The sequence below is a fragment of the Streptomyces minutiscleroticus genome (genome assembly GCF_014650875.1).
Lineage (GTDB): Bacteria > Actinomycetota > Actinomycetes > Streptomycetales > Streptomycetaceae > Streptomyces > Streptomyces minutiscleroticus.
In genome coordinates this window covers 102299-128763 of sequence record NZ_BMVU01000004.1, presented here as the reverse complement: position 1 = coordinate 128763, position 26465 = coordinate 102299, and the positions used below count along the sequence as shown (strand labels likewise).

Genomic DNA, 26465 nt, shown 5'->3' with positions numbered 1-26465 from the left:
ATGTCCCGCCCCCCGCACGACCACCACTCCCCGACGACGCCCGCCGGACGGTCCCGGCCGTCGTTCCCCGGCTCCGGCCTCGCCAAGGGCCTGGCCGTCACGCTGCGCACGATGACGAAGAGGACCGTCACCGCGCAGTACCCGGAGGTCCAGCCCGAGCTGCCGCCCCGCAGCCGCGGCGTCATCGGCCTCTTCGAGGAGAACTGCACGGTCTGCATGCTCTGCGCCCGGGAGTGCCCGGACTGGTGCATCTACATCGACTCCCACAAGGAGACGGTGCCGCCCGCGGCCCCCGGCGGCCGCGAGCGCAGCCGCAACGTCCTGGACCGCTTCGCCATCGACTTCTCCCTGTGCATGTACTGCGGTATCTGCATCGAGGTCTGTCCTTTCGACGCGCTGTTCTGGTCGCCCGAGTTCGAGTACGCGGAGACCGACATCCACGACCTCACCCACGAGCGCGACAAGCTGCGCGAGTGGATGTGGACGGTCCCGGCCCCGCCCGCCCTCGACCCGGGCGCCGAGGAGCCGAAGGAGCTCGCAGCCGCCCGCAAGAGCGCCGAGAAGCTCGCCGCGGCCGCCGGGCAGCCCGAGGACTCCGGCACCCCCGGCACCGAGGGGGGCGCCTCGTGAGTACGGCCCTCGCCGTGACGACGGCGGCGGCCGCCGCCGAGACGCGCGGCTTCCTCTCGCCGACCGGCGTCGAGATCGCCTTCCTGCTCGTCGGCGTCGTGACCTTCGGCGCCGCGGTCGTCACCGTCACCACCCGGCAGCTGGTGCACGCCGCCCTGTGGCTGGTGGTGGCGCTCGGCGGGCTCGCCGTCGAGTACCTGCTGCTCACGGCCGAGTTCATCGCCTGGGTCCAGGTGCTGATCTACGTCGGTTCCGTCGTCGTCCTCCTCCTCTTCGGGCTGATGCTGACCAAGGCGCCCATCGGCCGGTCGCCGGACGCCGACTCCGGCAACCGCCCGGTCGCCCTCGCCGTGGCCGTCGCCGCGGCCGCCGCCCTGGTCTGGGTGGTCGTCGACGCCTTCCGCACGACGTGGATCGACCTGAGCGGCCCGGCCGCCGGCACCACCGCGGTGACCGGCGCGAGCCTCTTCCAGAGCTGGGTGCTCCCCTTCGAGGCCCTGTCGGTCCTGCTCCTCGCCGCCCTCGTCGGCGCGATCGTCCTGTCCCGCAGGACGGGCGGGACGGACGGGTCGGACGGGGACCGCAGGTCCACCGCTCCCGCCGCCCGGACCGGGTCCGGCCCGGACCCCGCCGCGCCGGACAAGGAAGGCGCCCGCTGATGCACCTCGCCTACCCCGCCGTACTCTCCGCCCTCCTCTTCGCCACGGGGCTGTACGGAGTCCTGGCCCGTCGCAACGCGATCCTGGTCCTGATGTCCGTCGAGCTGATGCTCAACGCCGTCAACCTCAACCTCGTCGCCTTCGACGTCTGGCTCGACGGCATCGCCCGGGACACCCTGCACTCCGGCCAGGCCCTGACCCTGTTCACCATCGCCGTCGCCGCCGCCGAGATCGGCATCGGCCTGGCGATCGTCCTCGCCGTGTACCGCAACCGCGGCACCTCGGACATCGACAGGCTCCGCGACACCGCCGAGAGCGGCGACGACCCCGACGACGCAGGCCCGGGCACCGCCGCCGCCGCGGCCGAGAAGGCCGAGGCCACCGCGTGACCACCACGACCCTCGCCGTCCTCGTCCCCCTCCTCCCGTTCCTGGGAGCCCTGGCCGGCCTCCTGCTGGGCCGCGCCGCCCCCGGCTTCGTCCGTCCCCTCGCCGTCCTGCCCCCTCTCGCGTCGCTCGTGCTCGCCGTGCTGGTGGCCGTGCGCCAGGGCGGCGGCCGGGCCGTCGACGCCGCCACCGAGCTCACCCCGACGGGCTCGGTCCCGATCGAGCTGGCCCTGCACATCGACGGCTTCGCCGCCCTCGTCGCCGTCCTGGTCGCCCTGGTCGCGTCCTGCGTGCAGATCTACTCGACCGGCTATCTGCGCGAGGACCCGCGCTACCCCTCGTACGCCGCGCTCGTCTCGCTGTTCACCTCCGCGATGCTGCTCGTCGTCTACACCGGCGACCTGATGGTGCTGCTGGTCGGCTGGGAGGCCATGGGCATCTGCTCGTACTTCCTCGTCGGCCACTACTGGGAGACCCCCGAGGCGCGCGCCGCCTCCCTGAAGGCATTCCTCGTCACCAAGCTCGGCGACGTCCCCTTCCTCATCGGCCTGCTCGCGCTGGCCGCGGACGCCGGGTCCTTCCGCATCACGACCGTCGTCGCCGGCGCCGCGAACGGCGGGCTGGACCACCCGACCCTGATCGCCCTGCTGCTCCTCGCAGGCGTGGCGGGCAAGTCGGCGCAGTTCCCGCTGCACACCTGGCTCCCCGACGCGATGGCGGGCCCCACGCCCGTCTCCGCGCTGATCCACGCCGCGACGATGGTCGCCGCCGGCGTCTACTTCGTCGCCCGGCTCCTCCCGGTCTTCGCCGCCTCCGCGGCCGCACTGGTCGTCCTCGCCGCCATGGCCGCCGTCACGATGGCCGGCTCCGCCCTCGCCGCGCTCGCCCAGGACGACATCAAACGCGTCCTCGCGTACTCGACGATCGGCCAGCTCGGCTACATGACCGGCGCCCTCGCCGTCGGCGACCGCGGGGCCGCCGTCTTCCACCTCCTGTCGCACGGCGCCTTCAAGGCGCTGCTGTTCCTCGCCGCCGGCGTGATCATCCACGCCGCCGGCACCAACTCGCTGGCCGCCATGTCCCGTATGCGGAACCTGCGCGACCGCGTCCCCGACGCCTACTGGACGATGACCGTGGCGCTGCTCGCGCTCGCCGCGATCCCGCCGTTCAGCGGCTTCTTCTCCAAGGAGGCCGTCCTCGGCGCCGCCGAGCACACCGCCACCGGGCACACCGAGGGCGTCCCCGGCGCCGCCGGCTGGATCGTGCTCGTCGCCGGCCTGGTCACGGCCCTGCTCACCGCCGCGTACGCGACCCGCCTGTGGCTGCTCGCCTTCCGCGGCCGCGGCGCCGACGCCCCCGACCACGGGAGGCAGCCCGTCGCCATGAACGCCGTGCTGTGGGTGCTCACCGTCCCGTCGATCGTCTTCGGCCTGGGCTACGGCCTGCTGCCCGGCTGGTTCGACGGCCGCAGTCTGACGCCCACCTTCGCCACCTCCGTGCTCGGCACGGGCGCCGCCCTGGTCGGCGGCATCGTCACCTACGGCGCCTGGCGGCACACCACCGCCCTGGCCGCCCGCGTACCGCTGGGCGCGGTCGCGGCCCATCCCGAGGGCGACGCCGGGAAGGTCGAGGCCGAGGCGATCGCCAGTCACGCGCCCGCGTACGGCGGCGTGGCCTCCGCCGACGACCCGGCGGACCCCGGGCGGCTGCTGCTCGGCCCGCTGCACCGCCACGCGGCCGCGGGCTTCCGCCTCGACGCCCTCTACGCGGTGCTCTTCGTCCGCCCGGTCCTGGCCGCCGCCGACGTGGTCCGCTTCCTGGACCGCGAGGTCGTCGACACCTACGTACGCGCCGCGGGCGCCGTACCCCGCCTGCTGGGAACGGCCGTGCGCCGCGCCCAGACCGGCAACGTGCAGACCTATGTGAGCGTGCTGCTCGCCGGCACCGTCGTCCTGGCGGTCGCCGCCCTCCTCGCCGCCACGGGAGCGTGAGCAGGCATGATCGATATCAGCGAGTCCGTGATGCAGTTCCTTCTCGCGTTGATCGTCGTCGGCCCGCTCATCGGCGCGGCCGCCGCCCTCCTGCCCGCCCCGCCCGGGCTGAAGGGGAAGTCACCGGACCAGGCCGTACTGCGCCACGGCGTGGTCGTGACCGGCGCCGTCCTCGTCGCCGCGATCGTCCTCGCGCTCGGCTTCGACCACAGCCGGCCGTCGAGGATGCAGGCCACGACCGACATCAGCTGGATCCCCGCACTCGACGTGCGCATCCACCTCGGCATCGACGGCATCTCCCTCCCCCTGCTGGTCCTGACCGCGCTGCTGACCTTCCTGTGCGCGCTGTACTCCTACTTCAAGACGCCCGCGGGCCCGAGCCCGAAGGCGTTCGTCGCGCTGCTGCTGGTCCTGGAGACCGGCACCCTCGCGACCTTCGCCGTCCTCGATCTGCTGCTGTTCTTCCTGGCGTTCGAGACGGTGCTCGTCCCGATGTACTTCCTGATCGCCCGGTGGGGCGGCGCCGGACGCCGGGCGGCCGCCTGGAAGTTCATCCTCTACACCCTGCTCGGCTCGGTCGTGATGCTGCTGGGCCTGCTGCTCGTCGGCCTGAACTCCGGCACGTTCGACATGGTGGCACTCGCCACTGACAACGGCCGCTCGCTGACCACGTCCGTGCAGGTCGTCGCCGTTCTGGCGATCGGGATCGGACTCGCCGTCAAGACGCCGATGTGGCCGCTGCACAGCTGGCTGCCGGACGCGCACACCGCCGCGCCCACCGTCGGCTCGGTCCTGCTGGCCGGTGTCCTGCTGAAGATGGGTACGTACGGGTTCGTCCGGATCCTGCTGCCGGTCGCGCCCGAGGGGATGCGGACCTTCGCGCCGTACCTGGCCGCCTTCGCGGTCGTCGGGATCGTCTACGGCTCCCTTGCCTGCCTGTCCCTCGCCAAACAGGGCGCGAAGGGCGACCTGAAGCGCCTCATCGCGTACTCGTCCGTCGGCCACATGGGCTTCGTGCTCCTCGGCATCGCGACGATGAGCCCGACCGGCGTGAACGGCGCGCTGTTCGCCAACATCGCCCACGGCCTCATCACCGGCCTGCTGTTCTTCCTGGTCGGCGCGGTCAAGGACCGCACCGGCACCACCGACCTCGACGCCCTCTCCCGCGCGGCGGCCGGAACGCGCTCCGTGGCGGGCGCCACCGGCGCACCCGGAAGCGCCGGAAGCACGAGCGGTACCGGAGGTACGAGCGGTACCGGAAGCACAGGCGCCGCCGGGACCGGAGGCGCCCTCTACAGCCGGGCCCCGCGCCTCGGCGGCCTGCTCTCCTTCGCCGCCGTCGCCTCCCTGGGACTGCCCGGTCTCGGCGGGTTCTGGGGCGAGATGCTGGCGCTGTTCGGCGCGTTCCGGCCCGCCGAGGGCCTCAGCCGCCCCGCGTTCCTCGTCTTCATGGCGGTCGCCGCCTTCGGGACCCTGCTCACCGCCGCGTACCTGCTCGTCGTCGTGCGCCGCGTCTGCATGGGCCCCGCCGAGCGGGAGAGTCCGGAACTCGCCGACGTCCGGACGTACGAGTTCGCCGCCTGGACCCCGCTCGTCGTCCTCACCGTCGTCGCCGGCCTGTGGCCGCGCGCCCTCCTCGGCCTGACCGACCCGGCCGTGCAGCAGCTCCTCTCAGGAGGCACCCGATGAGCTCCCTCGTCCAGTCGGTCGACTGGCTCGCGATCGCGCCGCCGACCATCGCGGCCGTCGTCGGGCTCGCCGTGCTCGTCGCCGACCTCTTCCTGGCCGACGCCAGGAAGGCGCTGCTGGGCTGGTCCTCGGTGGCGGGCCTCGCCCTGTCCCTGCTCGCGCTGCTGCCCCTCCTGGACGGCGACCGCGCCACCTTCTGCCGCGTCACCGGCGGCGACGCCTGCAGCTACGCCGCGGACCGGTTCACCCTGGTCGTCCAGCTGCTCGTGCTCGGCGGCGCGCTCCTGGCGGCCCTGCTGTCGGTGACCGCCCTGAAGGACGCGGACCGACGGCTCCCCGAAGGGGAGTACTGGTTCCTGCTGCTCTCCTCGGCCGCCGGCGCCGCCCTGCTGCCCGCGTCCCGGGACCTCGCGACCCTGATCGTCGCCCTGGAGGTCGCCTCGCTGCCCGCGTTCGCCCTGGTGGGCATCCGCCACGGCGACCGGCGCTCCTCCGAGGCGGCCCTGAAGTTCTTCCTGTCCTCGGTCACCGCGACCGCCGTGAGCCTCCTGGGCGTCAGCTTCGTGTACGCCACGACCGGCACCCTGTACCTCACCGAGGTCGCCGGCCGGATCGGGGACGTCGACGGGCAGCTGCACACGCTCGCGCAGACCGGCGTCGTCCTCACCCTCGTCGGCTTCGCCTTCAAGACGGCCGCCGTCCCGTTCCACTTCTGGGTGCCCGACACCTACGTGGGCGCGCCCCTGCCGATCGCCGCCTACCTGTCGGTCGTCGGCAAGGCGGTCGGCTTCTCCGGCCTGATCCTCGTCACCGTCGTCGCGTTCCCGCCGTACGCCGGCGTGTGGGGCCCGGCGCTGGCCGTCCTCGCCGCGCTCACCATGACCGCCGGCAACGTCGGCGCCCTCAGGCAGCGGGCCACGCGCGCGCACGGCGCGGTCCGCCTGCTCGCCTGGTCCTCCGTCGGCCAGGCCGGCTACCTCCTGGTGCCGATCGCCGCCGCCGCGTACACCGACGACGCCGAGGGGGCCGTCGGGTCCACCGTCGCGTACGCCCTCATGTACGCGGCCGTGAACCTGGGCGCCTTCGCGATCGCCGCCCTGGTGGCCCGCAGGAGCCCGCTCAACCGCGTCGCCGACTACCGGGGCCTGTACGCCTCGCACCCCGTCACCGCGCTCGTCCTGGCCTTCTTCCTGCTCTGCCTGGCCGGTCTGCCGCCGGGCGTCGTGGGCCTGTTCGCGAAGGTCACCGTCTTCTCGGCGGCCGTCGACGCGGGCCTGGGCTGGCTCTCCGTGGTCATGGCCGTCAACGTCGTGATCGCGCTGGTCTACTACCTCCGGTGGACGGCGCTGCTGTTCCGCGCCCCCGAGGGGGAGACGCGCAAGCACCGCGTCCCGGCACCGCTGACCGCGGCGATCGCCCTCACCGCGGTCCTCGGGGTCGCCCTCTCCGGGGCGCCCCAGCTGATCCTCCGCTTCTCGGACACCGGCCTCTTCTGACCCGCGGCGGCCCTCGCCGCCGCGGCCCGTCCGAAACACCCGCGCGCCTGTGGGGACCGTCACCCGGACGGTCCACTCATGCCGTCGTGCGCACAAGGGAACTAGTGCTCCCCGCCTGGCGTTGACCCATACGGGAGGGTCCACTGGACCGCAGGGACCGACACCAGTGGCAGCAGAGATCGACAGGCAGAGGGTTCCCCGCCGCACCACTTGGAGGGCGTACCGTGCACCGCCGGCACAACGGGCTGAGGACCGCCGTACTCCTCGGGGGGCTGTCCGCACTCATCATCCTCATCGGCAGCTTCTTCGGCCGCGGGGGACTCGTCGTCGCACTGCTCGTCGCGGTCGGCACCAACGCGTACGCGTACTGGAACAGCGACAAGCTGGCCCTTCGCGCGATGCGCGCCCGGCCGGTGAGCGAGTTCGAGGCGCCGGAGCTGTACCGCATGGTCCGCGAGCTCTCCACGCAGGCCCGCCAGCCGATGCCCCGGCTGTACATCTCGCCCACGGAGAACCCCAACGCCTTCGCCACGGGCCGCAACCCGCGCAACGCCGCCGTGTGCTGCACCGAGGGCATCCTGCGCATCCTCAGCGAGCGCGAGCTGCGCGGCGTCATCGGCCACGAGCTCAGCCACGTCTACAACCGCGACATCCTGATCTCGTCCGTCGCCGGCGCCCTCGCCTCCGTGATCATGTTCCTGGTCAACTTCGCCTGGCTGATCCCGGTCGGCCGCTCCAACGACGACGACGGCCCCGGCCTCCTGGGCATGCTGCTGATCATGCTCCTCGGGCCGCTCGCCGCGTCCCTCATCCAGTTGGCCGTCAGCCGCTCCCGGGAGTACGAGGCGGACGCCTCCGGGGCCCAGCTCACCGGCGACCCCCTGGCGCTCGCCAGTGCGCTGCGCAAGCTCGAAGCGGGCACGAAGCAGCTGCCCCTGCCGCCCGAGCCCCGCATCGAGACCGCGAGCCACATGATGATCGCGAACCCGTTCCGGCCGGGCCAGGGCCTGGCCAGGATGTTCTCCACGCACCCGCCGATGGCGGAGCGCATCGCCCGGCTCGAGCAGATGGCAGGTCCTCACCGGTGAAGACACTCCTGAACCTCATATGGCTGGTCCTGAGCGGCTTCTGGCTCTTCCTGGGCTACCTGGCCGCGGGCGTCCTCCTGTGCGTCACGGTCATCGGCATCCCGTTCGGGATCGCCGCGTTCCGCATCGGCGTCTACGCCCTGTGGCCCTTCGGGCGCACGACGGTCGAGCGCCGCGACGCGGGCGCCCCCTCCTGCGTCGGCAACGTGCTGTGGCTGGTCCTCGCCGGCTGGTGGCTCGTCCTCGCCCACATCACCACCGGCATCGCCCTGTGCGTCACGATCGTCGGCATCCCGTTCGGCATCGCCAACTTCAAGCTCATACCGGTCTCGCTGTTCCCGCTGGGCCGCGAGATCGTACCCACGGACCAGCCGTTCGCGGCCCGCTGACCGGCCGGGGACCGACCGGCTAACGTGCGGCGGCCCGCCGCCGCAGCGCGTACACGGCCGCACCGGCCCCGATCACGCCCGCGCCGGCGGCCACCGACGTCCAGGGCAGCGAGAAGGCCAGCGCCACGCACCCGACGAGCCCCGCTGCGGGCAGGAGGCGGGTCCGGACCGCCGGGGACAGCGTCCAGGCGGAGGCGTTGGCGACCGCGTAGTAGAGCAGCACGCCGAAGGAGGAGAAGCCCACGGCCTCCCGTACGTCCGCCGTCGCGGCCAGGACGGCCACCACCGCGCCCACGGCCAGCTCCGCCCGGTGGGGCACCCGGTGGCGCGGGTGCACGGCGGCCAGCGCGCCCGGCAGGTGCCGGTCGCGGGCCATGGCAAGCACCGTCCGGGACACGCCCAGGACCAGCGCCAGGAGCGAGCCGAGCGCGGCCGCCGCGGCGCCCGCCCGCACCACCGGCACGAGCGCCGGCGCGCCCGCCGCCCGCACCGCGTCCGCGAGCGGCGCGGTCGCCCGCCCGAGCCCCTCCGCGCCCAGCACGGAGAGGACGGCCACCACCACGGCCGCGTACACCACGAGCGCGATGCCGAGGGCCAGCGGGATCGCGCGCGGGATGGTGCGGGCCGGGTCCCGCACCTCCTCCCCGAGCGTGGCGATGCGCGCGTAACCGGCGAAGGCGAAGAACAGCAGCCCCGCCGCCTCCAGCACCCCGCCCGCACCGGCGGAGGCGCCGACGACCGGCCCCCCGGCGCCGGAGGAGCCGGAGCCCAGGCACACGACGACCACGGCGGCGAGGACCGCCAGGACCACCGCCACGATCACCCGCGTCGCCCACGCGGACTTGCGCACCCCGCCGTAGTTCACCGCGGTCAGCGCCACGACCGCGGCCACCGCCACGGCGTGCGCCCGCTCCGGCCACAGGTACGCGCCCGCGGTCAGCGCCATCGCCGCGCACGAGGCGGTCTTGCCGACGACGAACGCCCAGCCCGCCAGCCACCCCCAGAAGGCGCCGAGCCGCTCGCGCCCGTACACGTAGGTGCCGCCCGAGGCCGGGTAGAGCGCGGCCAGCCGGGCGGACGAGGTCGCGTTGCAGTAGGCGACGACGGCGGCGAGGGCGAGCGCGGGCAGCAGGCCGGTCCCGGCGGCCCGCGCCGCCGGGCCGGGGGCCGCGAAGATCCCGGCGCCGACCATCGAGCCGAGCCCGATGACGACGGCGTCCCCGGTCCCGAGCGTCCGCCGCAGCCCGGGGCCGGGCTCCCGCGGGTCAGGCCCGCGCCCGCCGGGGGAACCGGAACCGAGCTGTGTCATGGAGCGCACCTCATCTGGTCGTGACCCACGCCTCGCCGGCCGCTGCAACCGGTCACCGAGGCACAGGCGTCATTCCGGGCGATGGATGACGAACACCAGTACACCGAACCACCGCGTCAGCACGACGTGCAGAACATGGACACGGCATGAACGTGACCGGGCGCGAGCAGGATCACAGCGCGAACGCAGCGCAGAGGGGCAGGTTCACGGCATGAGCATCATCGGCTGGATCATCCTGGGACTGTTGGCCGGTGCCATCGCCAAATTCCTGCTGCCGGGACGCGACCCGGGCGGCTTCATCGGCACGACGGTCATCGGCATCGCGGGCGCGTTCATCGGCGGCTGGATCTCCGCCCGCTGGCTGGACCACCCGATCTCGAAGGACTTCTACGACGGCGCCACCTGGGCCGCGGCGATCGGCGGCTCCCTGGTGCTGCTCATCGTCTACCGCCTGCTGTTCGGCCACTCGCGCGACTGACCGCGCACTCCACGACCCGCAGCCAGCAGGCGAGAAGGGTGGGCACCCGCCGGGGTGCCCACCCTTTCTCGTCCTCACGTCCGCGTTCCGTACGCGCCCCGGGCGCGTCGTCACCGGTACGTCACCGGTAGTTGACGAACTGCAGCGCGAAGTCGAAGTCCTTGCCCTTCAGGAGGGCGATCACGGTCTGCAGGTCGTCCCGGCTCTTCGAGCTGACGCGCAGCTCGTCGCCCTGCACCTGGGCCTTCACGCCCTTCGGGCCCTCGTCGCGGATGATCTTCGCCACCTTCTTGGCGTTCTCCTGGGAGATGCCCTCCTGGATCGACGCGAAGATCTTGTACTCCTTGCCGGAGAGCTGCGGCTCGCCCGCGTCGAGCGCCTTCAGCGAGATGCCCCGCTTGATCAGCTTGGACTGGAAGACGTCGAGGATCGCCTTGACCCGCTCCTCGGAGTTCGCCTCCATCAGGATCTTCTCGCCGGACCAGGAGATGGAGGCGCCCACGTTCTTGAAGTCGTAGCGCTGCGAGATCTCCTTGGCGGCCTGGTTGAGGGCGTTGTCGACCTCCTGCCGCTCGACCTTCGAGACGATGTCGAAACTGGAGTCGGCCATGTCCTGTGGCTCCTTGTATCGGGGTGCGTAAAGGGCGGCCGCCGGGCCCGGCATGGGCTCCGCGCCGCGTCCGGACAAGCCTAGTCACCCCCCGCCCCCCGGGTGGCGATCAATCGGGTGGCGAAGCACCCCTGGGCATCGGGTATCGTTTACGTCGTTGCCACGGAGCACCGCCGAAAGGCGGTTCGAAGAGGCAGCGGACCCGGCGGTGTGGCTCAGCCTTCCCAGGTTCGAATCCTGGCGCCGCCACGCTGAGGGAGACCCCCTCCGATCCGTGAAGAACGGACCGGAGGGGGTCTCTTCGTGTGTCCGGGCGCACGCACTCGCAGGCCCGGGTGTATTCACGAACTCGCGTGCCCGGGGCACGGCTTGCGCACGCCGACGGGCGATCCGTTCGAGCGGAATCGAAAACGAGCGGGTCGTAACGCGCTGTCACTGCCCGACCGTACGCTGAGCCCATGTCCTCACGTCGCAGACAGTGTCCCGAGTGCCGTCGCGATATCGCCGTCGTCGCCGGGCGGTTCGCCCGGCACGACCCGCCGGGCGCGCGGCAGAGCGGGGAGCTGGTGTCGTGCCCGGGCTCGCGCAGGCAGGCGGAGCTGGGAGCCGCCCAGCCGACGCTGGACGGGTACGCCGTCCCGGACTTCCCCGGGCAGCTCCCGCTGTTCTGAGGGCACCGCGGAGCCCGGGGCGGCGCCAGGGCCGTGCCCGGGGGCGCGGTCGCCGTTGCGGCAGTCACGGCCGCGGCCCCGCGGGAGAGGAGGACCGACACGGCCGCGACCACGGTCGCGGCCGCGCGGACGCGTCCGGCCCCCTCAGTTCCCCGCCACCGACTTGACCGCCACCGACACCGGGGCCGAACCGCTGATCAGCTCCAGGGTCAGGCCGGCCGTAGCCGGGGAGTCCAGCAGCTCGGCCAGGACCGCCGCCACGTCGTCGCGCGGGACGGGGCCGCGGCCGGTGGACGCCTCCAGGCGGACCAGGCCGGTGCCCGCGTCGTCCGTCAGCATCCCGGGGCGGAGGATCGTCCAGTCCAGGGCCTCGCGGCCGCGCACGTACGCGTCCGCCTCGCCCTTGGCGCGCTGGTACGCGTCGAAGATCTCGTCGCCCTCGTGGTGCGGGTCGGCGCCCATGGAGGACACCACCACGTACCGCCGCACGCCAGCCCGCTCCGCGGCGTCCGCGACCAGCACGGCGGCGCCCCGGTCCACCGTGTCCTTGCGGGCCGCGCCGCTGCCCGGACCGGCGCCCGCCGCGAAGACCACGGCGTCCGCGCCCTCCAGGAGCGCGGCGACCTCCTCGACCCGTGCCGACTCCAGGTCGCAGACGGCCGGCTCGGCACCGGCCGCCCGCAGATCGTCGCCCTGTTCGGCGTTGCGGATGATCCCCACGACCTCGTCACCGCGCGCGGCGAGCAGACGCTCCAGCCGCAGCGCGATCTGACCATGACCTCCAGCGATGACAATGCGCATGCCCTCGACCGTACGCCCGGACCCGCGCTCGCGCGCCGCGGCCACGCCCTCCCGCCCGCGACCGTCCTCCCGCCCCGCGGCCACGCCCTCCCGCCCCGCTCGTCAGGAGACCCACCGGCACCCGCGGGGAAGTCCGCCCGCGCCCGCCGCGGCGTGCACCGCCTAGGACGTCGCCCCGCCCCGGGCCTGCCGGGGCACGTCGAGCGCCGCGGCCGCCGTCGCGGACGCCGGTCCGCAGAACTCCCGTACCGCGCTCGTCCGTGTCACCACCCGTCCGCGGTGCACCACGATCCGGCTGTACGCCAGGGACAGCGCCCCGTCCAGCCGGTCGCCCCGCACGGCGAGCAGGTCGGCCGGGAACCCCGCCTCCACGCGCACCGCGGGCAGCCCGAGCGCCGCCCGCGCGGACGCGCTCACCGCCTCGTACGCGTCCTCGGCGCGCAGCCCGTGGCGCGAGGCCAGCAGGTACGCCGCCTCCAGCGGGTCGCCGCGCCCGACCGGGTTGGACGCGTCCCGCAGGGCGCCGCTGCCCGCCGCCACCCGTACGCCGGCCGCGTGCAGCAGCCGTGCCGGGGCCGTGCCGCGCCCGTCGACGGCGCCGCAGCCGCCCTGCGGCAGGCAGACCACGGTCACCCCGGCCGCGGCGAGCCGCTCCGCGGTGTGCGCCACCACCTCGCCGGGCAGCCGGTCCAGGCCGCCGCACGGGCCCAGCGCGACCCCGGCCCGCAGGCCGCCCGCCATCGCCGCGAACCGGGCCAGGCGCGCCGGGTCGGCGCCGTCCGTGTGCAGGTCGACGGGACGGTCGTGTGCGGAGGCCACCTCCAGGACGGCCTCCACGTACCCGGCCGGGTCGGGGTCCAGGTCCGGGCAGCCGCCCACCGCGGACGCACCCATCTCCAGCGCGTCCCGCAGCATCGCCAGCCCGTCGGCGCCCGCGCGCCCGGTCAGCACCCGCGGCATCGCCACGACGGTCAGGTCCACGAGCCCGCGCAGGGCGCGCCCGGCCCGCAGCACCGCCCGCAGCGGGCCGAGTCCCTGCACGCCGCCGATCCGCACGTGCGAGCGCACCGCCGTGGCCCCGTGCCCCAGCTGCAGGAGCGCGGCCTCCGTGGTACGCCGCTGCACCTCGGCGGGCCCGTACAAGACCGGCCCCTCGGCCTCGGCGGAGAGGGCCGTGTCGCAGTGTGCGTGCGGCTCTGCGGGGGCCGGGAGGAGCAGGTGGCCCCGGAGGTCCAGGCGCGGGGCGTGCGCGGTGAGGCTGCCCGCCGTGCCGACCGCCTCGATGCGGCCGCCGCCGAGCCGTACGTCCACGGTCCGGCCGTCGGTCAGCCGCGCGCCGCACAGCAGCAGGGCGGAGCCGTCGGACCGCGCCGGCGAGGCGGCCTCCGCGGGGAGCGGGGAGGCGGGGGAGGGCGGCACGGACGGCGAGGACGAGGAGCGGGGCGGCTGTGGCCGGCTGTCGGGCATCGCACTCCTGAGGGCTCGGGGCCGTGACGGCTGCGGACGAGGCGCAAGATCACACAGCGTGAGGCGAGCCTAGGACCGCGGTCCGCCGCCATCGAGGAGGAACCGAGGGGGAGCCGAATAGTCGTACCGGCGTGGTCCGCACAGGCCGGACACTCCGCGCGCGGCCCCGCGCACCCGCCTCGGAACGCTTCCGGGCGCCCGGAGTCCGGCGACTCCTCCCGCGTGCCGCGGAGCATCCGGCCCCCACGTCCCGCGCTTCCGTCCGCACGGCTCACGCCACCTCCGTGCCTGGGCGTTTCCCCCCGCGCGTCCGGCCTCGGGACCGCCGCCCGCCCCCACCCTGCACAAACCGCGGACGAGCCCGGCGGAGCCCCCGCGTCGCAGCTCCTCCCATGCGGCGCGAAACGGATTTGGGCGAACGGCGGGCGACCGTGTAATGTCTTCATCGCTCGCCCCAATAGCTCAGTCGGCAGAGCGTCTCCATGGTAAGGAGAAGGTCAACGGTTCGATTCCGTTTTGGGGCTCTGGTGTGTGAGGTTCCCGCCGCGAGGCGGGGCCCGATCGCATCACAGCGGTGTAGCTCAGTCGGTAGAGCAAGCGGCTCATAATCGCTGTGTCACCGGTTCAAGTCCGGTCACCGCTACTCACAGTAGCCGATTGCGGGGTCGGTCCTTCGGTCGGCTACTCTTTCTTGCGTTAAACCAATCCACCCGTTCGTCAAGGAGCACTCACGTGGCTGCCACCGACGTCCGCCCGAAGATCACGCTGGCCTGCGTGGAGTGCAAGGAGCGGAACTACATCACCAAGAAGAACCGGCGTAACAACCCGGACCGACTGGAGATGAAGAAGCACTGCCCGCGTTGCAACGCGCACACCGCGCACCGCGAGACGCGATAACAAGGCTCGTACGCGAGGCCGTCCCCTGAGAGGGGGACGGCCTCGCGTCGTTTTCGTCCAGGTCTGTCACGTACGTCACGTCTGTAGCAGGAGGTAGCGGGCCATGGCGCTCGACCAGTCCTTCGTGGGGCGGTCCTACCCGCCCACCGACCCCTACGAGGTCGGCCGGGAGAAGATCCGCGAGTTCGCGGAAGCGGTGGGGGACACCAATCCGGCGTACACGGACCCCGACGCCGCCAAGGCGCTCGGGTACCCCGACGTGATCGCCCCGCCGACGTTCGTGTTCTCCATCACCTTCAAGGCCGCGGGCGACGTCGTGCGGGACCCGCAGCTCGGCCTGGACTACAGCCGCGTCGTGCACGGCGACCAGAGGTTCGCGTACACGCGCCCGGTGCGCGCCGGCGACCGGCTCACCGTCACCTCGACCATCGAGGCCGTCAAGTCCATGGCGGGCAACGACATCCTCGACGTGCGCGGCGAGGTGCACGACGAGACGGGCGAGCACGTGGTGACCGCCTGGACGAAGCTGGTGGCCCGCGCGGCAGAGGAGGCGTGAGGAATCCGATGGCGGCGAAGATCGCATACGCGGACGTCGAGGTCGGCACCGAGCTGCCGGCGCAGACCTTCCAGGTGACCCGCGCCACGCTGGTGCAGTACGCGGGCGCCTCCGGGGACTTCAACCCCATCCACTGGAACGAGAAGTTCGCGGTCGAGGTCGGACTGCCCGACGTCATCGCGCACGGCATGTTCACCATGGCCGAGGCCGTCCGCGTGGTCACCGACTGGGTCGGGGACCCGGGCGCCGTGGCCGAGTACGGAGTGCGCTTCACCAAGCCCGTGGTCGTCCCGAACGACGACGAGGGCGCCACGATCGAGGTCTCCGGCAAGGTCGCGGCCAAGCTCGACGACAACACCGTGCGCGTCGACCTGCTGGCGACCAGTGCGGGCCAGAAGGTCCTCGGCATGTCCCGGGCCCTCGTGCGCCTGGCCTGAGCCGCGCGGAGGCGGCACCCCGTCCTGCGCGGACGCGGCGCGTGACCTGTGCGGACGCGGTGTCTCACGGGCCCGGCCGGGAGGACTCCCGGCCGGGCCCCGCGCGTACGGGACCCATGTGCGCAGGAGTGGCGCGCGGAAGTGTCCTTGACCTAGGTAGTGATTGGACACTAACTTTCTCGCATGGTCAGGATGAGCGCGGAGGAGCGGCGCGAGAGCGTCGTCCGGGCGGCGATGCACGAGTTCGCGCGGGGCGGTTACGACGGCACGTCCACCGAGGCGATCGCCAGACGGGTCGGTGTCTCGCAGCCGTACCTCTTCCGGCTCTTCCCCGGCAAGCGGGCGCTCTTCCTCGCGGTGGTGGAGCGCTGCCTGCAGGACACCCGGCGCACCTTCGACGAGGCCGCCGGGGGGCTGGAGGGCGAGGAGGCCCTGGAGGCCATGGGCGGCGCGTACGCGAAGGTGATCGCCGAGCACCCCGAGTACCTGCTGATGCAGTTGCAGATGTTCGTCGCGGTGGCCGCCGCCGAGGAGAGCGGCGACCACGAGTTCGGCGAGGCGGTACGGGCCGGCTGGATGCGCCTGTGGGACGAGGTCCATCTGGCGCTCGGGGCCGACGAGGAGGGGACCGCGGCGTTCATGGCGCAGGGAATGCTGATCAATTCCCTGGTCGCGATGGGCTTTCCGGCGGACCACCGGGTGTGGGCAGGGTTCGGGTCGCCGTCCCAGGTCGAGAAGAAGTTCTCGCCCTGACCGGCCGCCGGTCCGTCACCGGCCGGCGTCGGACCGGCGGCCGGGCGCGGGACCGGGCCGCCCCCGGCCCGACGCTGGGCCGTGCAGGCGGCCGTCCCGCCCGTGCTCGTACCCGCACGGCCGCTTTTTTCATGGTCGTGAAAGTTAGTCATCAATTACTAACCAACCGTCGACCGGCCCGGCCGGGCCCGGCCGAACGCTCTGGAGGAGCGATGCCCGAACGGACAGCACAGCGCGGGGGAGCCGGCTGGGCCCTCGGCATCACCGGTGCCGCCGGATTCATGGCGGCACTCGACAACCTCGTCGTCACCACCGCGCTCCCGTCGATCCGCGAGGACCTCGGGGGAGCGCTGCACGACCTCGAGTGGACCGTGAGCGCGTACACGCTCACCTTCGCCGTACTGCTGATGACCGGCGCGTCCCTGGGCGACCGGTTCGGGCGCCGCCGGCTCTTCATGGCCGGGCTCACCGTCTTCACCGCGGCCTCCGCGGCCGCCGCGCTGGCGCCCGGCATCGACTCGCTCATCGCCGCCCGCGCGGTGCAGGGCGTCGGCGCGGCCGTGATGATGCCGCTCACGCTGACCCTGCTCACGGCCGCCGTCCCGGCCGAGCGGCGCGGCATGGCGTACGGCGTCTGGGGCGCCGTCAACGGACTCGCCGTCGCCTCGGGCCCGCTCATCGGCGGCAGCCTCACCGAGCACGTGTCCTGGCAGTGGATCTTCTGGCTGAACGTACCGCTGGGCCTCGCCCTCCTGCCCCTGGCCCGCCTGCGCCTGCGCGAGTCGTACGGCTCCGGGGCGCCGCTCGACCTCCCCGGCACCTTGCTCGCCAGCGGCGGCCTCTTCGGGATCGTGTACGGACTGGTGCGCGGACCCGCCGTCGGCTGGAGCGACCCCCTGGTGCTCCTCGGCCCGACCGCGGGCACCGCGCTGCTGGCCGGATTCGTGCTGCACGGCAGCCGGGCGGCGCACCCGATGCTGCCGATGCGGCTGTTCCGCAGCCGGGCCTTCACCGGGATCAACGCGGCGAGTCTGCTGATGTTCCTCGGCATGTTCGGCTCGATCTTCCTGCTCAGCCAGTACCTGCAGGGCGCGCTCGGCTACTCGCCCACCGAGGCGGGCCTGCGGATGCTGCCCTGGACCGGCATGCCGATGCTCGTCGCGCCGCTGGCCGGCTATCTGTCCGACCGGGTCGGCGGCCGTCCGGTCGTCGCCGCCGGGCTCTTCCTCCAGGCCGCGGGGCTGGCCTGGTTCGCCCTCGTGGCCGCCGCCGACACCTCGTACGCGGCGCAGCTGCCCGCCCTGGTGATCAGCGGCCTCGGGATGTCCCTGTACTTCGCGCCGGCCTCGGCGCTGGTCATGTCCAGCGTCCTGCCGCAGGAGCAGGGGATCGCCTCCGGCGCCAACAACGCGCTGCGCGAGGTGGGCGGCGCGCTCGGCGTCGCGGTGATGTCCTCGGTCTTCTCCGCCCGGGGCGGCTACGCGTCCGCTCAGGACTTCGCCGACGGCCTGCGGCCCGCGCTGTGGGCCGGTGCGGCGGCGGTGGCCCTGGCCGGCGGCGCGGCCCTGCTGATCCCCTCCCGGCGGCGCGCGCGGGACGGGGCCGCACCCGGAGCGGACGCGGACGGCCGCCGGAAGCTCCCGGCGGGCGCCCCGCCGGGCGCTTTCCGGGGAACGGCTCCGCAGGGCTCCTGCCGGACTGCCGCCGGACGCCCCGTGACGGCGTCACGCACCGGAACGGCCCCGCCACGGCAGGCGGGGCCGTTCTCGTACTCTTGTGCCGTGCAGGAACTCCACGACGCCCCGCTCGCCCCGCTGACGACCTTCCGGCTCGGCGGGCCCGCCACGCGGCTGGTCACCGCGACGACCGACGACGAGGTGATCGCCGCGGTCCGCGAGGCCGACGACACCGGTACGCCGCTGCTGCTCATCGGCGGCGGGTCCAACCTGGTCATCGGAGACAAGGGCTTCGCGGGCACGGCCCTGCGCATCGCCACGGTCGGCTTCTCGCTGGACGGCACGGCGCTGGAGCTCGCGGCCGGCGAGGTGTGGACCGACGCCGTCGCCCGCACCGTCGAGGCGGGCCTCGCGGGCATCGAGTGCCTGGCGGGCATCCCCGGCTCCGCGGGCGCCACCCCGATCCAGAACGTGGGCGCGTACGGCCAGGAAGTGTCCTCGACCATCACCGAAGTGATCGCGTACGACCGGATCTCGCGGGAGACGGTCACCCTCTCGAACGAGGAGTGCCGCTTCTCGTACCGCCACAGCCGCTTCAAGGCCGAGCCGGAACGCTTCGTCGTGCTGCGCGTCCGCTTCGGCCTGGAGGACGCGGACGGGCTGTCGGCCCCGGTCCGGTACGCCGAGACGGCCCGCGTCCTCGGCGTCGGGACGGGCGACCGCGTGCCCCTGGCCGCCGCCCGCGAGACCGTGCTGAAGCTGCGGTCCGGGAAGGGCATGGTGCTCGACCCGGAGGACCACGACACCTGGTCGGCGGGGTCCTTCTTCACCAACCCGATCCTGACGGACGAGGACTTCGCCGTCTTCCGCGCGCGCGTGGAGGAGCGGCTGGGCGCGGACGTGGCCCCGCCCGCGTACCCGGCGGGCGAGGGCCGCACCAAGACCTCCGCGGCCTGGCTGATCGACAGGGCCGGCTTCACGAAGGGCTACGGCACCGGCCGCGCCCGGATCTCCACCAAGCACACGCTGGCGCTCACCAACCGGGGCGGCGCCACCACCGAGGACCTGCTCGCGCTGGCCCGCGAGGTCGTCGCCGGCGTCCGCGACGCCTTCGGGATCACGCTGGTCAACGAGCCGGTGACGGTCGGGGTCGAGCTCTAGCCCGACCCCGCCGTCCCGGGGCCCCGAAGACCTCGGGGACTCCTGCAGGTCCAAAGGCCCGGCCGTCAGACGGCGGAAGCCCGGTCGTCAGGCGGCGGCCGGGGCCGGGGCCGCCAGCCAGGCGTCGACCCCGGACAGCAGCTTGTCCTTGACGTCCTGCGGGGCCGCCGAGCCGCGCACCGACTGCCGCGCCAGCTCGGCCAGTTCCGCGTCCGTGAAGCCGTGGTACCGCCGCGCGATCTCGTACTGGGCGGCCAGCCGCGAGCCGAACAGCAGCGGGTCGTCCGCGCCGAGCGCCATGGGGACCCCGGCCTCGAAGAGCGTGCGCAGGGGCACGTCCTCCGGTTTCTCGTACACCCCGAGGGCGACGTTGGACGCCGGGCACACCTCGCAGGTCACGCCCCGGTCGGCGAGCCGCTTCAGCAGCCGCGGGTCCTCGGCCGCGCGCACCCCGTGCCCGATCCGCGAGGCGTGCAGGTCGTCCAGGCAGTCCCGCACGGACGCGGGCCCGGTCAGCTCACCGCCGTGCGGCGCGGCCAGCAGCCCGCCCTCCCGGGCGATCGCGAAGGCCCGGTCGAAGTCGCGGGCCATGCCCCGGCGCTCGTCGTTGGAGAGGCCGAAACCGACGACGCCCCGGTCCGCGTAGCGCACGGCCAGGCGGGCCAGCGTGCGGGCGTCCAGCGGGTGCTTCATGCGGTTCGCCGCGACCAGCACCCGCATGCCGAGCCCGGTCTCGCGCACGGTCGTGTCCACCGCGTCGAGGATGATCTCCAGGGCCGGGATCAGACCGCCGAGGCGGGGCGCGTACGAGGTCGGGTCGACCTGGATCTCCAGCCAGCCGGAGCCGTCCCTGACGTCCTCCTCGGCGGCCTCGCGCACCAGCCGCCGGATGTCCTCGGGCTCTCTGATGCACGACCGCGCCGCGTCGTACAGCCGCTGGAAGCGGAACCACCCCCGCTCGTCGGTGGCCCGCAGCTTCGGCGGCTCCGCGGCGGTCAGCGCGTCGGGCAGCCGCACGCCGTACTTGTCGGCCAGCTCCAGCAGGGTCGAGGGCCGCATCGACCCGGTGAAGTGCAGATGCAGATGGGCCTTCGGCAACTCAGAGACATCACGTGCACGCTCCATCCCAGGATCTTGCCGCACGCGTTCGCCCGTCCGGTAGCACTTTCCCTGTTCGGGGTCTTGGCCGAACGAAGAAACGGGCCACGGTCCGCTCCTCGTGAGCGGACCGCGGCCCGTACGCGCGCGGGGCGTGCGGAAGGACGGCGGGGACGTCAGTCGCGCGCCTCGGCCAGCAGCTTCTGGATGCGCGAGACGCCCTCGACGAGGTCCTCGTCGCCCAGGGCGTACGACAGCCGCAGGTAGCCCGGCGTGCCGAAGGCCTCGCCCGGGACGACCGCGACCTCGGCCTCCTCCAGGATCAGCGCGGCCAGCTCGACGGTGTTCTGCGGACGCCTGCCGCGGATCTCCTTGCCGACCAGGGCCTTCACCGACGGGTACGCGTAGAAGGCGCCCTCCGGCTCCGGGCAGAGCACGCCGTCGATCTCGTTCAGCATCCGCACGATCGTCCTGCGGCGCCGGTCGAAGGCCTCGCGCATCTCCTCGACGGCGGTCAGGTCGCCGGAGACGGCGGCCAGGGCGGCGGCCTGCGCCACGTTCGAGACGTTGGAGGTGGCGTGCGACTGGAGGTTCGTGGCGGCCTTCACGACGTCCTTGGGGCCGATGACCCAGCCCACACGCCAGCCGGTCATCGCGTACGTCTTCGCCACGCCGTTGACCACGATGCACTTGTCGCGCAGCTCGGGCACGAGCGCCGGCAGCGAGGTGAACTTCGCGTCCCCGTAGACCAGGTGCTCGTAGATCTCGTCGGTCAGCACCCACAGGCCGTGCTCGACGGCCCAGCGGCCGATCGCCTCGGCGTCGGCCTCGCTGTAGACGGCACCGGTCGGGTTCGACGGCGAGACGAACAGGACGACCTTGGTCCGCTCGGTGCGGGCGGCCTCCAGCTGCTCCACCGAGACGCGGTAGCCGGCGGTCTCGTCGGCGACGACCTCGACGGGCACACCGCCGGCCAGCCGGATCGACTCCGGGTACGTCGTCCAGTACGGCGCCGGGACGATGACCTCGTCGCCCGGGTCGAGGATCGCGGCGAACGCCTCGTAGATGGCCTGCTTGCCGCCGTTGGTCACCAGGACCTGGGCGGCGTCGATCTCGTACCCGGAGTCCCGCAGCGTCTTGGCCGCGATCGCGGCCTTCAGCTCGGGCAGCCCGCCCGCCGGCGTGTACCGGTGGTACTTGGGGTTCTTGCACGCCTCGACGGCGGCCTCGACGATGTAGTCCGGCGTCGGGAAGTCGGGCTCACCGGCACCGAAGCCGATCACCGGGCGCCCGGCGGCCTTCAGGGCCTTGGCCTTGGCGTCCACGGCGAGGGTGGCGGACTCGGAGATCGCACCGACCCGGGCGGAGACCCGGCGCTCGGTGGGAGGGGTTGCAGCGCTCATGGGCCCCATCGTTTCAGACCGGAAACTCCCGCGGCATACGGGTTTCACAGACTGAGCACCCCCGTGGAACCGCAGGAAGATCGCCGTACGGACGCTTTCTGTTCGACGGCGGGCGCCGGACCACGTACACTCTCACCTCGTTGGCCTCCAGCGGCCGCTCTCATCGGGTGCACGCCGAGCATCCGGGCGGATGCGGTACGTTTGTGGGGAACCAAAGGGTCGTAGCTCAATTGGTAGAGCACTGGTCTCCAAAACCAGCGGTTGGGGGTTCAAGTCCCTCCGGCCCTGCTACACACACCTTCGCCAGGATGTGTGCGCATGTACGTACTGCAATGCACCGCCGTGCGGCTCCACCGGGCGCGGCACGGCCACGACCCGGAATCAGGTGAGGACGAGTGACGGACGCCGTGGGCTCCATCGACATGCCTGATGCCCAGGACGAGGCGCCGGAGTCCGGCAAGAAGACCCGCAAGGGCGGCAAGCGCGCCAAGAAGGGCCCGCTGAAGCGCCTCGCCCTCTTCTACCGCCAGATCATCGCGGAGCTCCGCAAGGTCGTCTGGCCGACACGCGGCCAGCTGACGACGTACACCACTGTGGTGATCATTTTCGTGGTCATCATGATCGGTCTGGTGACCGTGATTGACTATGGACTCAACCACGCGGCCAAGTACGTCTTCGGCTGAGTCAAGAGCGAAGGGCGCCGTACCCGGCGCCCCTTTCGCGTGTTCCACCCCTCTGTATCCAGGAAGAAGCAGCCACAGTGTCTGACCCGAACCTGAACGACGCCGTCGAGTCGGCGCGGTCCGTCGATGACGAGCTCGACACCGTCGAGGGCGCGGACACCACGGACACCGAGGAGCGCGACGAGGTCGAGGCTGCCGAGGGCGCTGCTGACCAGGCCGACGACGTCGAGGAAGCCGCGGACGAACCCGTCGAGGACGAGGCCGCCGAGGAGGAGACCGAGCCGGTCGACCCCGTCGCCGCGCTCCGTGAGGAGCTGCGCACCCTGCCCGGCGAGTGGTACGTCATCCACACCTACGCCGGCTACGAGAAGCGCGTGAAGGCCAACCTGGAGCAGCGCGCCGTCTCCCTGAACGTCGAGGACTTCATCTACCAGGCCGAGGTCCCCGAGGAGGAGATCGTCCAGATCAAGAACGGCGAGCGCAAGACCGTCCGGCAGAACAAGCTGCCCGGCTACGTGCTCGTCCGCATGGATCTGACGAACGAGTCCTGGGGCGTCGTCCGCAACACGCCCGGCGTCACCGGCTTCGTGGGCAACGCCTACGACCCGTACCCGCTGTCCCTGGACGAGATCGTGAAGATGCTCGCCCCGGAGGCGGAGGAGAAGGCCGCCCGCGAGGCCGCCGAGGCCGAGGGCAAGCCGGCGCCGCAGCGCAAGGTCGAGGTCCAGGTCCTGGACTTCGAGGTGGGCGACTCGGTCACCGTCACCGACGGCCCGTTCGCCACGCTGCAGGCGACCATCAACGAGATCAACGCCGACTCGAAGAAGGTCAAGGGCCTCGTCGAGATCTTCGGCCGCGAGACCCCGGTCGAGCTGAGCTTCGACCAGATCCAGAAGAACTAGCTCCTTCTGGACGTACCGCTTCCGACCAGGTCAGACCATGCTCCTACTGGGGGCACCTCCCGCTTGCGGGGGACGGTCTGACCTGCTCGGTTTTTGGCCGCGCATGGATACCCGTTATCGTTGTGCGGTATGCCTCCATCCGGATGATCCGGATGAGTGGGCTGAAAACTCTCACTAGGACCCGGAGAGAGCAATGCCTCCCAAGAAGAAGAAGGTCACGGGGCTCATCAAGCTCCAGATCCAGGCCGGCGCCGCCAACCCGGCCCCGCCGGTCGGCCCCGCGCTGGGTCAGCACGGCGTCAACATCATGGAGTTCTGCAAGGCCTACAACGCCGCGACCGAGTCGCAGCGCGGTTGGGTCATCCCGGTGGAGATCACGGTCTACGAGGACCGTTCCTTCACCTTCATCACCAAGACCCCGCCGGCCGCGAAGATGATCCTCAAGGCCGCAGGCGTCGAGAAGGGCTCCGGCGAGCCGCACAAGACCAAGGTCGCCAAGATCACCGAGGCGCAGGTCCGCGAGATCGCCCAGACCAAGCTGCCCGACCTCAACGCCAACGACCTGGACGCCGCGTCGAAGATCATCGCCGGCACCGCCCGCTCCATGGGCATCACGGTCGAGGGCTGAACCCCACCTTCGTAGAACCCCGTGGAAGGGCCTGCTCGGCCCGTACCACGACTCCTCAGAACACACAGGAGCAGCAGTGAGCAAGCGCAGCAAGTCCCTCCGCGCTGCGGACGCCAAGGTCGACCGGGAGAAGCTGTACGCCCCGCTCGAGGCCGTGCGTCTCGCCAAGGAGACCTCCACGACGAAGTTCGACGGCACCGTCGAGGTCGCCTTCCGCCTGGGTGTCGACCCGCGCAAGGCCGACCAGATGGTCCGTGGCACCGTGAACCTTCCGCACGGCACCGGTAAGACCGCCCGGGTCCTGGTCTTCGCGACCGGCGACCGTGCCGAGGCCGCGCGTGCCGCGGGCGCCGACATCGTCGGCGCCGACGAGCTCATCGACGAGGTGTCGAAGGGCCGCCTGGACTTCGACGCCGTCGTCGCCACCCCGGACCTCATGGGCAAGGTCGGCCGCCTCGGCCGCGTGCTCGGTCCCCGTGGTCTCATGCCGAACCCCAAGACCGGCACCGTGACCCCGGACGTCGCCAAGGCTGTCACCGACATCAAGGGCGGCAAGATCGAGTTCCGCGTCGACAAGCACTCGAACCTGCACTTCATCATCGGCAAGACCTCGTTCGAGGACTCCCAGCTGGTGGAGAACTACGGTGCGGCCCTGGAGGAGATCCTCCGTCTGAAGCCGTCCGCCGCCAAGGGCCGCTACATCAAGAAGGCCGCCATCAGCACCACGATGGGCCCCGGCATCCCGGTCGACTCCAACCGCACCCGCAACCTCCTCGTCGAGGAGGACCCGGCCGCCGTCTGAGCCCTTTCGCTCACTCCGGCAGCCGCGTCGCGCACGCGCAGCACGGGCCCCGCACCTTCCGAGGTGCGGGGCCCGTTCCCGTGTCCACGAGGGGCAGCGGCCCGCCCCGCGTGAGGGGGAGGGGCGGGCGCCCCGGAGCGGGGGCCGACTGGTGCGGCGGCCCCCAGGCGTCCCGGCGCCGGCCGCGGGCGCACGAGGGCGCGGGGCGGCGCGCCGTGCGGCCCAGCCGCCCTGCCGCCCCTCCGCGCCCCTGGAAGCCCCAGGAAGCCGCTGGAAGCCACGAAGCGGTGAAACGGCGGGCGGGCCGGACGGAGGACTGGGTTCACCCGATTTGGTCGTACCGCCGGGGTCGGTTACTCTTTTCCAGAAGCCAAAGACCGCTGGTCGTTGCCGTGCACTCGAACGAGAGCGCGGTGGCCGAAGGATCCGCTGAACCGCGGACGACCCGCGCAGGTGACTGTGGAAGTGCTCCCGGATCCTCTCGTCCCGCAGACGAGGACGTCCGGTCGAGCTCACGCCCCGTGCGCCTGCGCCGGGGCGTTTCGTTTACCTCAGTCCTCCTTCGGGTCCGCGCGGTCAGAATCACCCGGAAGGAGGCCGAGGCTCTATGGCGAGGCCCGACAAGGCTGCCGCGGTTGCCGAGCTGACGGACCAGTTCCGCAACTCGAACGCCGCCGTGCTGACCGAGTACCGCGGTCTCACCGTGGCCCAGCTCAAGCAGCTGCGCCGTTCGCTCGGTGAGAACGCCCAGTACGCCGTGGTGAAGAACACGCTGACCAAGATTGCGGCCAACGAGGCCGGGATCGACACGCTCGACGACCTGTTCAACGGTCCGACGGCGGTCGCCTTCGTCACCGGTGACCCGGTGGAGTCGGCGAAGGGTCTTCGTGACTTCGCCAAGGACAACCCGAATCTCGTCATCAAGGGCGGTGTCCTTGACGGCAAGGCGCTGTCCGCCGACGAGATCAAGAAGCTTGCGGACCTCGAGTCCCGCGAGGTTCTGCTCTCCAAGCTGGCCGGTGCCTTCAAGGCGAAGCAGTCCCAGGCTGCCTCCGTCTTCCAGGCGCTGCCGTCGAAGCTCGTCCGCACCGTGGACGCGCTCCGTGCCAAGCAGGACGAGCAGGGCGGTGCCGAGTAATTCGGCTCGCTTTCTGACCCTCGCCGCCTGAGCGCGGCAGGGGTCGCAGCGGGCCCGACGTACGCCCGCCTCACCCAGTACATCCGGCACCTGCCGATTTAGTGGAAGGACCGCCATCATGGCGAAGCTCACCCAGGACGAGCTGCTGGCCCAGTTCGAGGAGATGACCCTCATCGAGCTCTCCGAGTTCGTGAAGGCCTTCGAGGAGAAGTTCGACGTCACCGCCGCCGCGGCCGCCCCGGTCGTCGTCGCCGGTGGTGCCGCTGGTGGCGCCGCTGCCGAGGCCCCGGAGGAGAAGGACGAGTTCGACGTCATCCTCACCGGCGCCGGCGACAAGAAGATCCAGGTCATCAAGGTCGTGCGCGAGCTGACCTCCCTGGGTCTGAAGGAGGCCAAGGACCTCGTCGACGGCACCCCGAAGCCGGTCCTCGAGAAGGTCAACAAGGAGACCGCCGACAAGGCCGCCGAGTCCCTCAAGGGCGCCGGCGCCTCCGTCGAGGTCAAGTAAGACCTCACGGGTCCGTACGGACCCGGCACAGGCGCACACGGCGCTCCTGTAGCGCTGTAACGCCTACGCACTGAAGAGCGATCACCCAACCGGGTGGTCGCTCTTCGGCGTTCCGGGGGTCCGGCGGCGGCTGCCTTGCGGTGCCGGTCACGACGAGTA

Annotated in this window: 26 protein-coding genes, 4 tRNA genes and 3 pseudogenes; 27 read left to right on the top strand and 6 right to left on the bottom strand. The window is 72.4% G+C overall.

Annotated elements, in window-relative coordinates; genetic code table 11:
* From IE271_RS07765 to IE271_RS07730, 9 genes and pseudogenes are all read left to right on the top strand, one after another.
* On the top strand, window positions 1-630 hold the full coding sequence (locus IE271_RS07765; protein WP_373308731.1) for a NuoI/complex I 23 kDa subunit family protein: 630 nt from the start codon (window positions 1-3) through the stop codon (window positions 628-630).
* Entirely contained in the window at window positions 627-1289 is a 663-nt protein-coding gene (locus IE271_RS07760; protein WP_190189440.1) for an NADH-quinone oxidoreductase subunit J family protein, read from the top strand. The genes IE271_RS07765 and IE271_RS07760 overlap by 4 nt, the downstream gene beginning before the upstream one ends.
* Window positions 1289-1678: an NADH-quinone oxidoreductase subunit NuoK gene (gene nuoK / locus IE271_RS07755; RefSeq protein WP_190189439.1), complete on the top strand. Its 390-nt coding sequence runs from the start codon at window positions 1289-1291 to the stop codon at window positions 1676-1678. The genes IE271_RS07760 and nuoK overlap by 1 nt, the downstream gene beginning before the upstream one ends.
* Window positions 1675-3666, top strand: coding sequence for an NADH-quinone oxidoreductase subunit 5 family protein (locus IE271_RS07750; protein WP_190189438.1), 1992 nt, complete (start codon window positions 1675-1677; stop codon window positions 3664-3666). Before nuoK ends, IE271_RS07750 begins: the two co-directional genes overlap by 4 nt.
* A gap of 6 nt (window positions 3667-3672) precedes the next feature.
* Window positions 3673-4827, top strand: a pseudogene (locus tag IE271_RS07745) (complex I subunit 4 family protein); the annotation flags it as partial.
* A gap of 108 nt (window positions 4828-4935) precedes the next feature.
* A pseudogene (locus IE271_RS43875) lies at window positions 4936-5355 on the top strand (NADH-quinone oxidoreductase subunit M); the annotation flags it as partial.
* Window positions 5352-6851 carry an NADH-quinone oxidoreductase subunit N gene (locus tag IE271_RS07740; protein ID WP_190189436.1) on the top strand — a complete coding sequence of 500 codons (1500 nt, stop codon included), beginning with the start codon at window positions 5352-5354 and terminating at the stop codon, window positions 6849-6851. The pseudogene IE271_RS43875 and the gene IE271_RS07740, both read left to right, overlap by 4 nt.
* A 224-nt stretch (window positions 6852-7075) precedes the next feature.
* Entirely contained in the window at window positions 7076-7939 is an 864-nt protein-coding gene (gene htpX, locus IE271_RS07735) for a zinc metalloprotease HtpX (RefSeq protein ID WP_190189435.1), read from the top strand.
* Window positions 7936-8328: a YccF domain-containing protein gene (locus IE271_RS07730; RefSeq protein ID WP_190189434.1), complete on the top strand. Its 393-nt coding sequence runs from the start codon at window positions 7936-7938 to the stop codon at window positions 8326-8328. Before htpX ends, IE271_RS07730 begins: the two co-directional genes overlap by 4 nt.
* A gap of 19 nt (window positions 8329-8347) precedes the next feature.
* Here the strand turns inward: IE271_RS07730 and IE271_RS07725 are convergent, their stop codons facing one another.
* Window positions 8348-9637 carry an APC family permease gene (locus tag IE271_RS07725; RefSeq protein WP_190189433.1) on the bottom strand — a complete coding sequence of 430 codons (1290 nt, stop codon included), beginning with the start codon at window positions 9635-9637 and terminating at the stop codon, window positions 8348-8350.
* Window positions 9638-9848: 211 nt separating this feature from the next.
* Here IE271_RS07725 and IE271_RS07720 point away from each other — a divergent pair, with 211 nt between their 5' ends.
* On the top strand, window positions 9849-10115 hold the full coding sequence (locus IE271_RS07720) for a GlsB/YeaQ/YmgE family stress response membrane protein (RefSeq protein WP_190189432.1): 267 nt from the start codon (window positions 9849-9851) through the stop codon (window positions 10113-10115).
* Between the two features lie 121 nt (window positions 10116-10236).
* On the opposite strand, the gene IE271_RS07715 is transcribed toward IE271_RS07720, so the two are convergent.
* Complete coding sequence (locus tag IE271_RS07715) at window positions 10237-10725, bottom strand: YajQ family cyclic di-GMP-binding protein (RefSeq protein ID WP_190189431.1); 489 nt, start codon at window positions 10723-10725, stop codon at window positions 10237-10239.
* Window positions 10726-10841: 116 nt separating this feature from the next.
* Between IE271_RS07715 and IE271_RS07710 the strand changes: the two genes are divergently transcribed.
* Window positions 10842-10974 (top strand) — tRNA-OTHER (locus tag IE271_RS07710).
* Window positions 10975-11183: 209 nt separating this feature from the next.
* On the top strand, window positions 11184-11396 hold the full coding sequence (locus IE271_RS07705) for a hypothetical protein (RefSeq protein WP_190189430.1): 213 nt from the start codon (window positions 11184-11186) through the stop codon (window positions 11394-11396).
* 144 nt (window positions 11397-11540) lie between these two features.
* Here IE271_RS07705 and IE271_RS07700 read toward each other — a convergent pair whose 3' ends face one another.
* Together IE271_RS07700 and IE271_RS07695 are read right to left on the bottom strand one after the other, a co-directional pair.
* Complete coding sequence (locus IE271_RS07700; protein ID WP_190189429.1) at window positions 11541-12197, bottom strand: SDR family oxidoreductase; 657 nt, start codon at window positions 12195-12197, stop codon at window positions 11541-11543.
* Window positions 12198-12359: 162 nt separating this feature from the next.
* Window positions 12360-13664 carry an amidohydrolase family protein gene (locus tag IE271_RS07695; protein ID WP_190189428.1) on the bottom strand — a complete coding sequence of 435 codons (1305 nt, stop codon included), beginning with the start codon at window positions 13662-13664 and terminating at the stop codon, window positions 12360-12362.
* Between the two features lie 451 nt (window positions 13665-14115).
* Between IE271_RS07695 and IE271_RS07690 the strand changes: the two genes are divergently transcribed.
* The 8 genes and pseudogenes from IE271_RS07690 to IE271_RS07655 all read left to right on the top strand — a co-directional run bounded on the left by IE271_RS07690 (window position 14116) and on the right by IE271_RS07655 (window position 19144).
* Window positions 14116-14188, top strand: a tRNA-Thr gene (locus IE271_RS07690).
* A gap of 46 nt (window positions 14189-14234) precedes the next feature.
* Window positions 14235-14307, top strand: a tRNA-Met gene (locus IE271_RS07685).
* Window positions 14308-14396: 89 nt separating this feature from the next.
* The gene (rpmG, locus tag IE271_RS07680) at window positions 14397-14561 is read left to right on the top strand and encodes a 50S ribosomal protein L33 (RefSeq protein WP_003948671.1); all 165 of its coding nucleotides are present in this window, start codon (window positions 14397-14399) and stop codon (window positions 14559-14561) included.
* A gap of 103 nt (window positions 14562-14664) precedes the next feature.
* Window positions 14665-15117, top strand: a complete 453-nt coding sequence (locus tag IE271_RS07675; RefSeq protein WP_190189427.1) for a MaoC family dehydratase N-terminal domain-containing protein — start codon at window positions 14665-14667, stop codon at window positions 15115-15117.
* Window positions 15118-15125: 8 nt separating this feature from the next.
* Window positions 15126-15554 carry a MaoC family dehydratase gene (locus tag IE271_RS07670; RefSeq protein ID WP_190189607.1) on the top strand — a complete coding sequence of 143 codons (429 nt, stop codon included), beginning with the start codon at window positions 15126-15128 and terminating at the stop codon, window positions 15552-15554.
* Window positions 15555-15737: 183 nt separating this feature from the next.
* Window positions 15738-16307: a TetR/AcrR family transcriptional regulator gene (locus tag IE271_RS07665; protein WP_190189426.1), complete on the top strand. Its 570-nt coding sequence runs from the start codon at window positions 15738-15740 to the stop codon at window positions 16305-16307.
* Window positions 16308-16519: 212 nt separating this feature from the next.
* Window positions 16520-17929: pseudogene (locus tag IE271_RS07660) on the top strand (MFS transporter); the annotation flags it as partial.
* A gap of 159 nt (window positions 17930-18088) precedes the next feature.
* Window positions 18089-19144 (top strand): UDP-N-acetylmuramate dehydrogenase, encoded by a 1056-nt coding sequence (locus tag IE271_RS07655; protein ID WP_190189606.1) that lies wholly within the window; start codon window positions 18089-18091, stop codon window positions 19142-19144.
* Window positions 19145-19231: 87 nt separating this feature from the next.
* Here the strand turns inward: IE271_RS07655 and IE271_RS07650 are convergent, their stop codons facing one another.
* Window positions 19232-20269 (bottom strand): adenosine deaminase, encoded by a 1038-nt coding sequence (locus IE271_RS07650; RefSeq protein ID WP_190189425.1) that lies wholly within the window; start codon window positions 20267-20269, stop codon window positions 19232-19234.
* Between the two features lie 149 nt (window positions 20270-20418).
* The gene (locus tag IE271_RS07645; RefSeq protein ID WP_190189424.1) at window positions 20419-21645 is read right to left on the bottom strand and encodes a pyridoxal phosphate-dependent aminotransferase; all 1227 of its coding nucleotides are present in this window, start codon (window positions 21643-21645) and stop codon (window positions 20419-20421) included.
* 215 nt (window positions 21646-21860) lie between these two features.
* Here IE271_RS07645 and IE271_RS07640 point away from each other — a divergent pair.
* The 7 genes from IE271_RS07640 (at window position 21861) to rplL (ending at window position 26306) form a co-directional block, all read left to right on the top strand.
* Window positions 21861-21933: transfer RNA gene (locus IE271_RS07640), tRNA-Trp, on the top strand.
* A gap of 107 nt (window positions 21934-22040) precedes the next feature.
* A complete protein-coding gene (gene secE / locus IE271_RS07635) occupies window positions 22041-22328 on the top strand; it encodes a preprotein translocase subunit SecE (protein ID WP_190189423.1) in 288 nt (95 codons plus the stop codon).
* A gap of 77 nt (window positions 22329-22405) precedes the next feature.
* A complete protein-coding gene (nusG, locus tag IE271_RS07630) occupies window positions 22406-23230 on the top strand; it encodes a transcription termination/antitermination protein NusG (protein WP_190189422.1) in 825 nt (274 codons plus the stop codon).
* 193 nt (window positions 23231-23423) lie between these two features.
* On the top strand, window positions 23424-23858 hold the full coding sequence (gene rplK, locus IE271_RS07625) for a 50S ribosomal protein L11 (protein ID WP_190189421.1): 435 nt from the start codon (window positions 23424-23426) through the stop codon (window positions 23856-23858).
* A 76-nt stretch (window positions 23859-23934) separates the two neighbouring features.
* Complete coding sequence (gene rplA / locus IE271_RS07620) at window positions 23935-24660, top strand: 50S ribosomal protein L1 (protein ID WP_190189420.1); 726 nt, start codon at window positions 23935-23937, stop codon at window positions 24658-24660.
* A gap of 607 nt (window positions 24661-25267) precedes the next feature.
* Window positions 25268-25798: a 50S ribosomal protein L10 gene (gene rplJ / locus IE271_RS07615; protein ID WP_190189419.1), complete on the top strand. Its 531-nt coding sequence runs from the start codon at window positions 25268-25270 to the stop codon at window positions 25796-25798.
* A gap of 118 nt (window positions 25799-25916) precedes the next feature.
* Complete coding sequence (gene rplL / locus IE271_RS07610) at window positions 25917-26306, top strand: 50S ribosomal protein L7/L12 (protein WP_190189418.1); 390 nt, start codon at window positions 25917-25919, stop codon at window positions 26304-26306.
* Window positions 26307-26465 lie beyond the last annotated feature (159 nt).